Here is a 14,075-nt window from a genome sequence, read left to right on the forward strand (position 1 = left end):
TATATTATTAATGTAATTTTTAAGTAGTTATGAAAAGAAAATTTGTAAAAGTGATGTTCTTCGGGGCGTTGGCACTTGCAGTTAGCACAGCAGTGACAAGTTGCAAGGACTACGATGATGATGTTAAAAATTTGCAGGAGCAAATTGATAAGATTACATCTACAAGTCCGGTCAGCTCGGAAGAATTGAAAGCGGCTGTTGATAAAGCTAAAAGTGAATTGACAGAACTGTTGAACAAGAAAGCTGATATTACAGCTTTGGAAAAAGAAATTCAAGATTTGAAAGATGCCTTAGCTAAAGGGGGAGATGAAGCTTTATTGGCAGATCTTGCAAAACAGTTGGCAGACAAGACTAATTTGTTGACATGGGAGAATCTTAAGACTGATGAAACCATTGCTAAATTAAAAACGGATATTGATGCTTTAAATAAAGTATCATCAACTTTGGATGCTTTGGTAAAAGCAGAGCAAAAATATAAAGAATCAGGTGATTTAAGTGGATTTGACAACACAAGCTTCGATGCATTAATCAATAATAGCATTAAAGAGGCAATAGAGAAAGAGGGTGATATTGCTGCATATGTTCAAGGTGTAGTACAGAAAGCTACTTTAGCTGATTTTAAAGCTATCAATAATGAAGTTTCTACTTTGACAGGTGGTGTTTGGAAATCCATGGAAGCATTTATTACAGATTGCTATACTCTTTTATATGATAAAGAAGATGGTATTCTGGCTAGATTGACAGAACTGGAAAAGTTGCAAGAAGCTGTAGATGCCTTCATTAAAGAGAATGATAATTACGAGAAGTATGCTGATATTCTAAACCAAATTGAAGCATCCAGACAGGCTTTGACTGCGTTGAGTCTTCCTGCAGGTAGTAAAAATCTAACAGAAGCAATTGAGGCTATAATAAAAGCACAATTAAAAGAAGAAGATTCGTCACTTGCTAGCTTAAAGAAAGAACTTCAAGATGAGATCAATGCTATCAAGAAGATGGTGCAAAGCGTATCATTTGTTCCTAAGACATCCGATAGAATAGTAAACTTTACTACGTTGTATGCTAAATCAAAAGCGGCAGATGCCAATTATGGAACAATTACTCTTGATGGTGCTTCTACTCAAGAAGTTATGTTCCGTATTTCTCCTGCTGATGCTGCTGAATCATTTGTAGACAATTATGATGTGACTTTTAGTGCAGATAGAGAAATGACGAGAGCTGTGCAGGTAGATCAGTTTGTGGTAGTTGATAAGCCAGTTGTAGATGGTGGCTTAGTAACTTATACAATTAAGTCTAATGCTACAAAGAGCTTTGCTGTGTGTATGCACGTAGTTACTAAAGAAGATAAAGTAGAAACATTAGGTAAAACAGATATTACTTCTGATTATTTCGCAGCTATTGTTGGAAAGAAGTATTTGGTAGATGCATATTATAAAGCAAATTCTGGTACTGATGTAGATATGGAACTTCCTTATGATGTTAAAGATGGCAAGGCAGAATATAACGATAAAGGTCGTGTTGTATTGTCTGTATCTAATAGTGCAGATGGAACTACTCCGTCAGAGGTTGAATTGTCTGAATATCCGGGCTTTGATCCAAAATCTTTGACTACAACATTTAGTGTAGTTAATGACACTTACTTCAAGGTTAGTGGTACTGCTGTAATGCTGAATGCCTATGAGACTCCAAGTTATATTGGCCAAGTTACAGATGTTAATGCGAAAGTGACTGCTGCAGGCTTCTATACTCCTGCTGCTGATAAGAAGATTGGTACAGTGACTGTTACTAAGACAACTAAAAAAGCTACTATTGATTATGGTAAGATTGAACCTGCAACTTGGAGTAATGACGCACAAACTGTTGCAGCTTCGAAATTCCCATTGAATAAGATTTATGATGCTGAAGACGTGAAGTTGACTCTTACTGAATTCCAAGCTTTGACAGGTGAAGTAGTGAAAGAAGCAAATGATAAAGTTTATTTTGCTATTTCTACAGATCCTTCTTCTAAAAATGAATTAACAGCTGTCATTGCAGCACAAACTCCTGCCGGTGTTTATCCTATTAAGGCTAAATTTACTTCTGATGGTAGAGAAATTATAGTTACTGCTACTATTACAGTACAAAACCCTGAAATTGCAGAGTTGGCAGTAGATAAATATCTTTGGGGTGGAACAGCAACAGCTGGTAAAGTTGGATTTACTCCAACACTGGATCAGGAAGAAAAACCATCTTCTATTACTTTGAGCTATGACTTATCTAAGCTGTTTACTAACTATTCTGCTGTGCAGGCAGCTGTTACTGGTGTTACAGGTGCTACTTTGAAAATTGATGTTCCTAATTGGGATAAGATTAAAGGTATTAGCTATAGTGAACCGACATTGACATTTAAGAAGGATGAATATACAGGTAAGACTACAGATGGAAAAGATGCGAAAGTACAAATCGTTGCTACAGTGTCTTTAGCGGGTACGACTACACCTCTTCAGAAATTAACAGCTGATGTAAATATCAATGATATTAGTGGTTCTTGGGTTGCTGGTAAGAAAGCAGTAGAACTGAACAGCAAGGCTGGTGTTTATCCTTTGGCCGATGGATTTAGTTGGAATGATATGAGAGGTAAAGCTATGTGGAAAGATGGTAGTCAGGTAGATGACCAAGTTGAGTTTGGCACAGCTACTCCACTCGCTATTTATGGTCTGACTGCTCCTTCATTCAAATTTGTAGATGCTAAAGGCAAAGATACAACTTGTCCATACTTAACAGTTGGTAATGATGGTAAGTTGTCATTTACAACTACTGGTAAAGGATATAATTTCCAAACTGATTATACCGCTTACGTAATGATTGTTGCTAGCTCACAATGGGGTACAATTACTAATTATGCAAATAATAATGTAATAACAGTAACTATACCTGCTAATGTGAAGTAAAACAGATAAAACCCTTCTTCACCTTGTGTGAAGAATACGCCGAGAAGAAACAGAGTGAAGGATTTGGCTTGTGAAAGTCAATCCTTCCAATTCTGTTCTTCTTATAGAAAGGGATACCTCCCTTATTTCCCACAGGTATCCCTTTTTTTATTTCATAACATCTCCTTATTTGCACTAGAACCAATTTGCTAGTCCCTTATTTCCCTATAGATTAAGGAGATGTTTTGAGAGTATAGAGAGCCCGGGCTTGTGAAAGTCCGGGTCTTCTCATTATTAATTTATTTATCGGATTGAATACGATGAAAGTCTTTATCATACAGTCCTACAAGTAAGTTTTGTCCTTTATCATTCACTTTCAGTCCGCCATACATGGCTTTTTGATAAAGAGTATCTTGTCCTTCTTCGAAGAAGAAAGACTCGGCACCAAGATATACCCGGTTATTTACTATTTTATATTTGATAGCTAGCTCACCGCTGTTTACAGGTTCTAAATCGTTTTGCAATCGTACAAATTCTCCTATTTGATTACTATCAGTTCGAAGTACGGCATAACCGCGTGTGGCAGTTTGTTCGTCTACCAGAGCTGATGAGGCTTCCTGGTAGTTAAGTCTCATATAGTCTCCTTGCATGAGAGAGCGGGGATCGACAGGAACTAACTGTAACAAAACCAACTGTCCGTCTTTCAATATCTGCTCTTTCTTATAAACCGACCAGTTGAAATACCCTAGTAACAGTATCAGGTTTACGATAATCAATATTCGGCTATATTTTTTCATGTCTTGTTCTTTTTTGAGTGAAGAAATACCAGGCTGCAATACATGCAATTCCGATGAAGAAAAGCGTAATGGATTTGGTGAGCAGGCTCAAATTCAAATCATAATAGTATTTGGAAACGGCATAGATAAAGAGAAGAAGTGCAGCGGCACACTCTGCTCTATAACCATAATGAAAACATATTAAAATCAGTAACAAACTGCCGGATAAATAAGGAGCAAATACAGTAGGCAGACAGATGATAATACAAAGAACGTAGATACCAATCTGATTCACCGGATTGTCGACTTTCATGACTTGCATGATTTGTTGAATTATGATAAGAAGTCCTACCCATATACAAACGGACAATATGCCCGATACGAGCCAGCTATTTGTTTCCGATACCAGATAATTGATTGATAATCCTCCCAGTGAGACGATACTGGATATAAATAAACCGGCATGAAACGGTCTGTATTTAAAAAAGTAATTCCCCCTCTCTATCCACTCAAACAGCTTTACTTCGAAGATATTGATAAATAGAAATGCTCCAAGGATAGGGATTACTGCTATTTGCAGGGGATAAAACGAAGAAAAGACATAGGCAATTTCTCCAAATAAAGATATATTAAACAGAATGACTGAAAGAAAGGGGAGAATGAATCCTCTTGATAAAAAGAAAGTGAGTATACTGATTATTATAAGTATAAAGAAGAGGGCATGAATATTAGCACTCATGCTAAAGCCTGCCAATACGCATCCTGCTATATATAAAGTGATGTTCATCGCATCCAGAAAAGGCCGGACAACGACGCGGCTGATTGTTAACGTAGTAATGATTAACAAAATTCCTATAATCAGACTGGAAATCTCGGATTGAATGATTCTGGCAAGTGCCAGAAATCCCAGAAAGAAAATAGCCGTCAGGATTCCCCCGATAATGGATACGACTTGAATAGTGAGGTTATGCTTCTGTGCCATACCATTGCTTTTTTAGATGAAGAATGATGTAAATAAGTAAAGTTGTCCCGGTGATGACAATAATTCCTCCATAGAAGAATATCTGAACATCCCTAAGATCACTTTTAGATATGAATGTAGTCAATAAAATCATTAATGTGGCAAAAGGAATGATAGCGAGATAGAACAGACTCTTTTCTCTCCATCCGTACCAAAGTCCCGCTGCGAATAGAAGGACAGTAGTTATGAGAGGAACAGATAATATGGTATAATCATCACAGATGGCCGCCATTAACAGAAAGCTGGTGTGTAGAATGGTAGCCAACGAAAGAAGACTGACAAACCAACGATTGTTTCTGTTCAAATGACCTTTTGCACTCATCCATTCCGTAATAATAGTTGCCACGGCACATATCCAGGTTACTGCATTACCCAATAGAGTTATTTCCCAAGAGCCATAGCCGGCAATTTGTATATTATACAGCCATATCGTAGTACAAAGTAATCCGATGAACGTCAGCCATAACGGAGCGAAGCGGATAGCAATCGCCCAGAGAATGGTGAAAAGAGTCCATCCCAGAAAGAGATCGTAAGCATCGGCCCCTGTTTGGTAAATTTGTCCGAAGACAGCGAAAAGCGTACCTATCAGAAATGTAGCTCCGGTGAGGAGAATTTGTTTGACGAGCTTACTCCAACGGGTAAATGTAGCGAGCAGGACAGAGACTACTAATAATACTTCTACCATTCCTAATTTGGCAAATTTAGGTAGTTCATCCCAGTTATAGGCAAAAAAGAAGATGATGCCTGCCACTGTAAAGCCAACGCCCACTGCCAATAAAAAAATAGAAAGGAATTGATTCCACTGTTTTTTATCTGCATGTAGAGCTTGTCGGGATAAAGGCGAAAGGTCGGGCTTTTCCATGTGTTTTTACTTTTTGATAATTGCAAACATAAGAAAATAAAATGATTTCCACTTCAAGATAGACTATAAAAAGGTATGACTTACCTTATTGCGATTAGCAATAATAGTAAGTCATACTTTGGGAGAGGTATTGAAGATCCTAAAAAGAGAATAACTTAAAATACCTCCCGTATATGCTTAAAGTTAGAATTGATAGTATCAATAACTTCTTGTGAGCGACCGTTGATTAACAACTTGTACATCGACTGTGCAAAACCCACCATTTGTCCGAATTCGATTTTCGGAGGCATGGCCAGTGCATTCGGATCAGTCATGATATTGACAAGTACCGGACCATCCAGTTCGAATGCATTAAGTAAGGTAGTCAATACTTCTTCCGGATCGCTGACATTAAAGCCTGCCATTCCCATTGCTTCAGCCACTTGGGCAAAGTCCGGATTCAGCATATTTGTCTGCCAGTCCGGCAGTCCGTCCACTTCCATTTCCAACTTCACCATTCCTAGTGAGCGGTTGTTGAATACAATGATTTTGATCGGCAACTTATATTGGACAACAGTTTCCAAATCTCCTAGAGTCATAGACAGTCCGCCGTCTCCGCAAAGTGCCACTACCTGACGATCCGGATAAGCTAGTGCGGCGCCGATGGCTTGCGGCAAAGCATTTGCCATAGAACCGTGATTGAAAGAACCCAGCATGTGGCGTTTGCCTGTTGCTTGCAGATAACGCGCTCCCCACACACAAGTCATTCCCGTATCTACTGTGAACACAGCATCATCCGAACTTAGTTTGTCTATTTCGGACATCACATATTCGGGATGAATCTTATTTACATCACCTTTATCTTCCGTGTAAGCAGCCAGATCCTTCTTTACTCCTTCATATCTTTTGAGTTGTTTCAACAGGAACGAATCATCCGTCTTCGGATTCAGCATACGCAATAAACTTTGGATGCTAAGTTTAACATCACCGCAAAGTCCGATATCCACCTTTGCACGGCGTCCCAGACGTTCGGGCTTTATGTCAATCTGTGCTATCTTGATGTCATCCGGCAGGAAAGCGGAATAAGGAAAGTCAGTGCCGAGCATGAGAAGCACTTCGGCTTCATGCATACTGTAATAGCCCGACGGCATTCCCAGCAATCCGGTCATACCCACTTCATACGGATTTTCATATTGCACCTCCATCTTTCCTTTGAAAGTATATACAACCGGAGCGTTCAGCTTCTCGGAAAGCGCAATCACTTCCTCGTGAGCTCCCCGGCAACCGATGCCGCAGAAAAGAGTGATGCGTGTATGTTTGTTTAACAACTCGGCTAATTGAGCCAGATCTTCTTCCGACGGACAAACTTCCGGTGGGGCAGGATAGTTGATAACCGACGAGTCGACAGCAACGGCAGAAGCCTTTGCCAAGTCACCCGGAAGCCCGATAACGGACACCCCTTTGCGGGTGACAGCCGTTTGTATGGCCGACTGGAGCATACGTGGAAATTGTGTGGGAGTAGTGGCTACTTCATTATAATAACTGCAATCGTTAAAAAGTTTGATGGTATTCGTCTCCTGAAAATATTCCGTACCGAACTCTCCGGTAGGAATTGTAGAGGCGATGGCGATTACCGGTGCGCCGGATCGGTGTGCGTCATACAAGCCGTTAATCAGATGAACATGTCCCGGCCCGCTACTTCCCGCGCAGCATCCCGGGCGACCGGTCAGTTGTGCTTCTGCCGCAGCGGCATACGCCCCTGTTTCTTCGTGGCGCACATGTATCCATTTTATTTGATCGTTTTTTCTGACTGCTTCGTTTACTTCATTCAGACTGTCGCCTGTTACGGCGTAGATGCGTTCAACTCCGGATTTTACCAGAGTATCTATCAACTGTTCTGCTATTTTTTTTGCCATAGCTGTAATTGGTTTAGGATTGATTTTTATGTAATAACAGATGGCTGCAAAGAAAAGTTCTAATTTAACATATGCTAATAACGCCTTTGTGTCGGGACACATCACCGCTTTTATGTTAAAATTAATTCTGTAACAACTTTTTGGTAAAGATGTATAAACAATTGCAATATCCTTTTGTTATCTTTATAGGCGAAATCTTAACCTAATGTATTAAACCTCTTAATTACTCTAGAAAAATGAACAGAAATGAAATCGGTGTGAATGCCGGTAAGGTTTGGCAACTGCTTAGCAATAATGAGAAGTGGAGCTATGGACTTTTGAAGAGAAAATCCGGGCTGAAAGATAAAGAACTGGGTGCCGCTTTGGGGTGGTTGTCAAGGGAGAGCAAAATAGAGTTCGATCAGTGCGATGAAGAACTTTATGTATATCTCTGTGTGAATGTTTATATTGGCTAAAAGAGTTTGACACTTTAACGAGAACAGAAGAATCTCCGGAGGAATGACAGCATAGTCAGCACTTCGGAGATTCTCGTTTTTTATCCTTTTTCTGCTTTATGTATCTTCCTTTCAATGGATTTCCGGAAATAATTCTGTTACTTTGCATCACGAATTAAAATGTAAGATACAATGAGAAGTTTTGCCTCCGACAATAATTCCGGTGTGCATCCGTTGGTAATGGAAGCATTGAACCGGGCCAATATAGACCATTCTTTAGGATATGGCGATGATAAATGGACAGAAGAAGCCGTAGCGAAGATAAAGGATACCTTTACGCCCAACTGTGTCTCCTTGTTTGTATTTAACGGAACAGGTAGCAACGTGGTAGCATTGCAGTTGATGACCCGTCCGTATCATTCCATCTTTTGTGCGGAAACGGCTCATATCTATGTAGATGAATGCGGCTCTCCCGTGAAAATGACAGGTTGTCAGATTCGCCCGATCGCCACTCCTGACGGTAAACTTACCCCGAAATTGATGCAACCTTATCTGCATGGTTTCGGCGACCAGCACCATTCACAACCCAGAGCCCTCTACATCTCCCAATGTACCGAACTTGGCACCATTTATACTCCCGAAGAATTGAAACGTCTGACAGACTTTGCCCATCTGAATGGCATGTATGTACACATGGACGGAGCCAGAATAGCCAACGCCTGTGCTGCTTTGAATCTTACCTTAAAAGAACTGACAGTAGATTGCGGAGTCGATATTCTTAGTTTCGGCGGAACGAAGAACGGACTGATGATGGGAGAGTGCGTGATTGTATTTAATAAAGACTTGCAATCGGAAGCCCGCTTCATCCGTAAGCAATCCGCCCAATTAGCGTCGAAGATGCGTTACCTCTCTTGCCAGTTTACAGCATATCTCACAGATAACCTCTGGCTGAAGAATGCCAGTCATGCCAATGCAATGGCTGCTAAACTCTATGCTGAATTGAAGAAACTGCCCGAAGTAACTTTCACTCAAAAAGCCGAAAGTAACCAGTTATTCCTCACCATGCCCCGCCCGGTTATCGACCGGATGCTGGAGTCTTATTTCTTTTATTTCTGGAACGAAGAGAAGAATGAAATCCGTCTGGTAACTTCTTTTGATACCACAGAGGAGGATGTAGGCGAGTTTATAAGACTTTTAAAACGTTAAAAAGGAAATCCGGAACAACAAAAGCGCCTGAAACTCTGTTGTAATAAGAAGTTTGAAACTAACTTTGTCCGCAAAGTTTTCTACTTCTTATGATTATGAATACTAGACAGAACAGGCTAATCATATTCGCGATTTTGTTATTGACACAAACCCCATTGGGCGCGCAGCTGCATTCTACTAAAATTGAACTGCCGGAGGATTCTATACCTGTAACCATTGAAGATTCTGTTCCGGCGAAGCGCAGCTTCTTTAAGAAGTTTCTTGGTTACTTCAATGATGCCAATAAGGAAAAAAAGAATAAAAAGTTTGATTTCAGTGTGATAGGCGGTCCTCACTATTCCAGTGATACCAAGTTCGGACTCGGACTGGTGGCAGCCGGATTATATCGCACCGATCGGATCGATTCGCTTCTTCCTCCCTCCAATGTTTCTCTTTACGGAGATGTGTCAACGGTTGGCTTCTATTTGTTGGGAGTCCGTGGAAACCATCTGTTCCCGCAAGATAAATACCGGTTGAATTACAATCTGTATTTCTATTCTTTCCCCAGCCTGTATTGGGGACGGGGATATGACAATGGAGCCAACTCTGATAATGAAAGCGACTATAAACGTTTTCAAGCACAGGTGAAAGTTGATTTTATGTTCCGGCTGGCAAAGAACTTCTACATCGGACCGATGGCCGTATTTGATTATATCGACGGGCGGGACTTTGATAAACCGGAACTATGGGAAGGAATGGCTGCACGGACTACCAATACCAGCCTGGGGCTTTCCCTCCTTTACGATTCACGTGATTTCCTGACAAATGCATATCATGGCTATTACTTGCGGATAGACCAACGGTTCAGTCCGGCTTTTCTCGGCAATAAATATGCGTTTAGCAGCACAGAACTCACTACCAGCTATTATCAACCGATATGGAAGGGCGGAGTATTGGCGGGGCAATTCCACACATTGCTTACTTATGGAGATACCCCCTGGGGCTTGATGGCAACGCTGGGAAGTTCCTACTCGATGCGTGGATATTACGAAGGACGCTATCGGGACAAGTGTGCTATGGATGCACAGATAGAACTCCGTCAACACGTTTGGAAGCGGAATGGAGTGGCAGTATGGGCAGGAGCGGGAACGATTTTTCCGCGACTCTCCGAGTTCACCCCGAAACATATTCTGCCTAATTATGGTTTCGGTTATCGTTGGGAGTTTAAGAAGAGAGTAAATGTACGTTTGGATTTAGGGTTTGGCAAACACCAGACCGGATTTATTTTTAACATCAATGAAGCTTTTTAAGAATATAAAGAATTGGTTGGAGAATCAGGAACATCTGTTTTATCTGTTCCTGTTTATCTTGATAGTACCTAATATGGTACTCTGTTTTACAGAACCTTTACCATTTATGGCAAAAGTCGCCAATGTGTTGTTACCTTTCGGTTGCTATTACCTGTTGATGACTTTGTCGAGGAATTGTGGCAAGATGCTTTGGATTTTATTCCTGTTTCTGTTCTTCGGAGCCTTTCAGATCGTGCTGCTCTATTTGTTCGGCCAGTCCATTATCGCTGTCGATATGTTTTTGAATCTGGTTACCACCAATTCGAGTGAAGCCTTGGAACTGCTTGATAACCTCACACCTGCCATTATTGCCGTAATCATACTCTACGTGCCCGCTTTGATATTGGGAACCATTTCAATTATACGCAAGCGGAAACTCACGGCAGAATTTATCCGCAGAGAACGGAAGAGAGCCTCCATAGTCTTTGGAATCTCTCTCCTTAGTCTTGTCGGAGCCTATATGCAAGACCCGGGATATGAGTTGAAGTCTGATTTATACCCGCTGAATGTATGCTACAACGTAGGTCTTGCCTTCCAGCGAACCGCTTTGACGCAGGATTATCACCGTACATCCAAGGACTTTACTTTTCATGCCCGCCCTACGCATCCGGAAGAAAAACGGGAAGTATACGTAATGGTTGTAGGAGAAACCTCCCGTGCCCTGAACTGGCAACTGTATGGTTACGAACGTGAAACAAACCCGCTTTTATCCCGGCAACCAGGTCTGATTGCTTTCCCGAAAGTACTGACAGAGTCGAATACGACACATAAAAGTGTCCCCATGCTGATGTCGGACGCTACTGCCTGCAACTACGACTCTATCTACCATCAGAAAGGAATCATCACTGCTTTCAAAGAGGCAGGTTTCCGGACAGCCTTCTTTTCCAACCAACGTTACAACCATTCGTTTATCGACTTCTTCGGAATGGAAGCCGATACGTACGATTTTATAAAAGAAGATTCTGTCAGTTCTTCCTACAATCCTTCTGACGACGAACTTCTGAAATTGGTGGAGCAGGAACTGGCGAAAGGTGCGACGAAACAATTCATCGTACTTCACACTTACGGTTCCCACTTTAACTATCGTGAACGTTATCCGTCAGAAGATGCTTTCTTTACACCCGATTATCCGGTTGATGCGGAAAGGAAATACCGGGATAATCTGATAAATGCCTACGATAACTCTATCCGTTATACAGACCGTTTCTTGTCACGGCTTATCCGCATACTGGAAAATCAGCAGACAGATGCCGCCATGCTCTACACTTCCGATCATGGAGAGGACATTTTCGACGATTCCCGTCATCTGTTCCTTCACGCTTCTCCTGTACCTTCTTATTATCAGCTTCACGTTCCGTTCCTTATCTGGATGTCTGGCAACTACCGTGAAAGCTATCCCGAACACTGGAGTACCGCCATTGGTAATAAGGATAAGAATATTTCCTCCAGCAGTTCTTTCTTCCCGACCATGCTGTCTTTAGGTGGAATAGAAACCCCTTACCGGGATGATTCGCAGGCTGTAACAGCTTCGCACTACGTCCTAAAACCGAGAGTTTATCTGAACGATCACAATGAACCCCGTCCGTTGGATGATTTGGGCATGAAGAAGCAAGACTTCCAGATGCTGGAAAAGAAGGATATTAAGTATTAGGTATAATACTTAATACTTGATACTTAATACTTATTTATTTTAATTTTTGCATCCAAAAGCGGGATTGGCGTGTTATTTGCCTTATGATGTATGAACGATTAAATTCATAAAACATGGCCTATATAGATTATTACAAGATTCTTGGAGTAGACAAAAGTGCTTCGCAGAATGATATCAAAAAGGCTTTTCGTAAGTTGGCCCGGAAATATCATCCTGACTTGAATCCTAATGACCCGAGTGCAAAGGATAAGTTTCAGGAAATCAATGAAGCCAATGAGGTACTAAGTGATCCGGAGAAACGTAAAAAGTATGACGAGTACGGAGAACATTGGAAGCATGCCGATGAATTCGAAGCACAGAAACGTGCACAGCAACAAGCCGGAGGCTTTGGCGGTGCAGGAGGTTTCGGCGGATTCGGCGGTGCGGGGCAGGGTTTCTCCGACGGTAACGGAACCTATTGGTATAGTTCCGATGGAGAGGGATTCTCCGGTGGCAATGCCAGTGGATTTTCCGATTTCTTCGAATCCATGTTCGGACATCGGGGAGGAAGAGGACAAGGCTCTGCGGGATTCCGCGGACAGGACTTTAATGCCGAACTTCATCTTTCCCTTCGTGATGCTGCTCAAACGCATAAGCAGATATTGACCGTAAATGGTAAACAGGTACGTATCACTATCCCTGCCGGTGTAGCCGACGGACAGGTTATTAAACTGAAAGGCTACGGAGCCGAGGGTGTCAACGGAGGACCTGCGGGCGACTTGTACATTACGTTCGTGATAGCTGAAGATCCGGTGTTCAAACGCTTGGGCGACGATCTGTACGTAGATGTGGAAGTAGACCTATACTCTGCCGTATTGGGAGGCGAGAAAGTAGTCGACACGCTGGACGGTAAAGTGAAACTGAAGATAAAACCGGAAACGCAGAACGGTACGAAAGTCCGTCTGAAAGGTAAAGGATTTCCGGTTTATAAGAAGGAAGGACAATTCGGTGACTTGATTGTGACCTATTCTGTCAAGATTCCTACGAACTTGACCGACAAACAAAAAGAGTTGTTCCGTCAATTACAGAGTATGAACTAAAATGAATGAGTACTATGCAGACCGAATTAATAATTGTCAGTGAATACTGTCACAAATGTCATATTGAGCCTTCATTCATCGAAATGTTGGAAGAGGGCGGTTTGATTAACGTGCATACCGAAGGCGGCGAACATTATCTGCTTTTGTCGGAACTCCCGAACGTGGAACGTTATAGCAGAATGTACTACGACTTATCCATCAATATGGAAGGTATCGATGCCATTCATCATTTGTTGGAAAGGATGGAAGATATGAGGCACGAAATGAGTTCGCTTCGCAAACAACTTTTGCTGTATCGGGAACGGGAAATAGAAGATATGGACTGGTAAAAAAACAGAGCCTCTGTTTGATTCGAACAGAGGTTCTATTTATAGTAAACGGAGGCTCTGATTCATTCAATCAGAGCCTCCGTTTTTTCAGGACGTTTATACCGTTATTTTATAATACAATATACGTACAAATCTCTTCCAGATAGCGTGCGTCGATAGTGTCGAAGCTATCCAATGTATCACTGTCGATATCCAGCACCCCGACAACTTTGCCCTGTTTGAGGATCGGTACTACTATTTCCGATTTCGAGTCCGAACTACAGGCTATGTGTCCGGGAAACTGTTCTACATCAGGAACAATCAGTGTGCGAGCTTCTTTCCAGGCGGTTCCGCAAACTCCTCTGCCAAAGCGGATGCGAGTGCAGGCAATGGGGCCTTGAAACGGACCCAGTACGAGTTCTTCCCCTTTCACAAGGTAAAAGCCTACCCAGAAGAAACCGAAAGTCTGCTTTAAGGCTGCTGCCATATTGGCAAGATTGGCAATGAGATCCGCTTCCGTACTTACCAAAGAATGCAGTTGCGGAAGTAACTCCCGGTACTTTTCTTCCTTGCTTCCTGTGTGGATGATTAAATTTTCTGCCATCTCTT

General features: G+C 41.7%; 12 protein-coding genes. 7 read left to right on the plus strand and 5 right to left on the minus strand.

Going from position 1 to position 14,075, the window contains the following annotated elements:
- Nucleotides 1-29 precede the first annotated feature (29 nt).
- Nucleotides 30-2,927, plus strand: coding sequence for a hypothetical protein (locus I2I13_RS19400; RefSeq protein ID WP_148364619.1), 2,898 nt, complete (start codon nucleotides 30-32; stop codon nucleotides 2,925-2,927).
- A gap of 278 nt (nucleotides 2,928-3,205) precedes the next feature.
- Here I2I13_RS19400 and I2I13_RS19405 read toward each other — a convergent pair whose 3' ends face one another.
- From I2I13_RS19405 to I2I13_RS19420, 4 genes are all read right to left on the minus strand, one after another.
- Nucleotides 3,206-3,703 (minus strand): GDYXXLXY domain-containing protein, encoded by a 498-nt coding sequence (locus tag I2I13_RS19405; RefSeq protein WP_195650266.1) that lies wholly within the window; start codon nucleotides 3,701-3,703, stop codon nucleotides 3,206-3,208.
- Nucleotides 3,690-4,664, minus strand: a complete 975-nt coding sequence (locus I2I13_RS19410) for a DUF4401 domain-containing protein (protein ID WP_195650267.1) — start codon at nucleotides 4,662-4,664, stop codon at nucleotides 3,690-3,692. The genes I2I13_RS19405 and I2I13_RS19410 overlap by 14 nt, the downstream gene beginning before the upstream one ends.
- Nucleotides 4,648-5,565: a DUF2157 domain-containing protein gene (locus I2I13_RS19415; protein WP_195650268.1), complete on the minus strand. Its 918-nt coding sequence runs from the start codon at nucleotides 5,563-5,565 to the stop codon at nucleotides 4,648-4,650. The genes I2I13_RS19410 and I2I13_RS19415 overlap by 17 nt, the downstream gene beginning before the upstream one ends.
- Nucleotides 5,566-5,720: 155 nt before the next feature.
- The gene (locus I2I13_RS19420) at nucleotides 5,721-7,460 is read right to left on the minus strand and encodes a thiamine pyrophosphate-dependent enzyme (RefSeq protein ID WP_195650269.1); all 1,740 of its coding nucleotides are present in this window, start codon (nucleotides 7,458-7,460) and stop codon (nucleotides 5,721-5,723) included.
- A 236-nt stretch (nucleotides 7,461-7,696) separates the two neighbouring features.
- Between I2I13_RS19420 and I2I13_RS19425 the strand changes: the two genes are divergently transcribed.
- The 6 genes from I2I13_RS19425 (at nucleotide 7,697) to I2I13_RS19450 (ending at nucleotide 13,487) form a co-directional block, all read left to right on the plus strand.
- Complete coding sequence (locus tag I2I13_RS19425) at nucleotides 7,697-7,915, plus strand: winged helix-turn-helix domain-containing protein (protein ID WP_004301053.1); 219 nt, start codon at nucleotides 7,697-7,699, stop codon at nucleotides 7,913-7,915.
- Nucleotides 7,916-8,086: 171 nt separating this feature from the next.
- The gene (locus tag I2I13_RS19430; RefSeq protein WP_195650270.1) at nucleotides 8,087-9,100 is read left to right on the plus strand and encodes a low specificity L-threonine aldolase; all 1,014 of its coding nucleotides are present in this window, start codon (nucleotides 8,087-8,089) and stop codon (nucleotides 9,098-9,100) included.
- Nucleotides 9,101-9,189: 89 nt separating this feature from the next.
- The gene (locus I2I13_RS19435) at nucleotides 9,190-10,389 is read left to right on the plus strand and encodes a BamA/TamA family outer membrane protein (protein WP_195650271.1); all 1,200 of its coding nucleotides are present in this window, start codon (nucleotides 9,190-9,192) and stop codon (nucleotides 10,387-10,389) included.
- Nucleotides 10,376-12,079: a phosphoethanolamine transferase gene (locus I2I13_RS19440; RefSeq protein WP_195650272.1), complete on the plus strand. Its 1,704-nt coding sequence runs from the start codon at nucleotides 10,376-10,378 to the stop codon at nucleotides 12,077-12,079. Before I2I13_RS19435 ends, I2I13_RS19440 begins: the two co-directional genes overlap by 14 nt.
- A 113-nt stretch (nucleotides 12,080-12,192) precedes the next feature.
- Entirely contained in the window at nucleotides 12,193-13,158 is a 966-nt protein-coding gene (locus tag I2I13_RS19445; RefSeq protein WP_122138235.1) for a DnaJ C-terminal domain-containing protein, read from the plus strand.
- Nucleotides 13,159-13,172: 14 nt separating this feature from the next.
- Nucleotides 13,173-13,487, plus strand: coding sequence for a chaperone modulator CbpM (locus I2I13_RS19450; RefSeq protein WP_167511769.1), 315 nt, complete (start codon nucleotides 13,173-13,175; stop codon nucleotides 13,485-13,487).
- Nucleotides 13,488-13,596: 109 nt separating this feature from the next.
- Here I2I13_RS19450 and I2I13_RS19455 read toward each other — a convergent pair whose 3' ends face one another.
- Nucleotides 13,597-14,070, minus strand: coding sequence for a GAF domain-containing protein (locus I2I13_RS19455; protein ID WP_195650273.1), 474 nt, complete (start codon nucleotides 14,068-14,070; stop codon nucleotides 13,597-13,599).
- Between the last annotated feature and the right edge of the window lie 5 nt (nucleotides 14,071-14,075).

This window comes from Bacteroides sp. D55t1_190419_B8 (genome assembly GCF_015558905.1).
Lineage (GTDB): Bacteria > Bacteroidota > Bacteroidia > Bacteroidales > Bacteroidaceae > Bacteroides > Bacteroides vicugnae.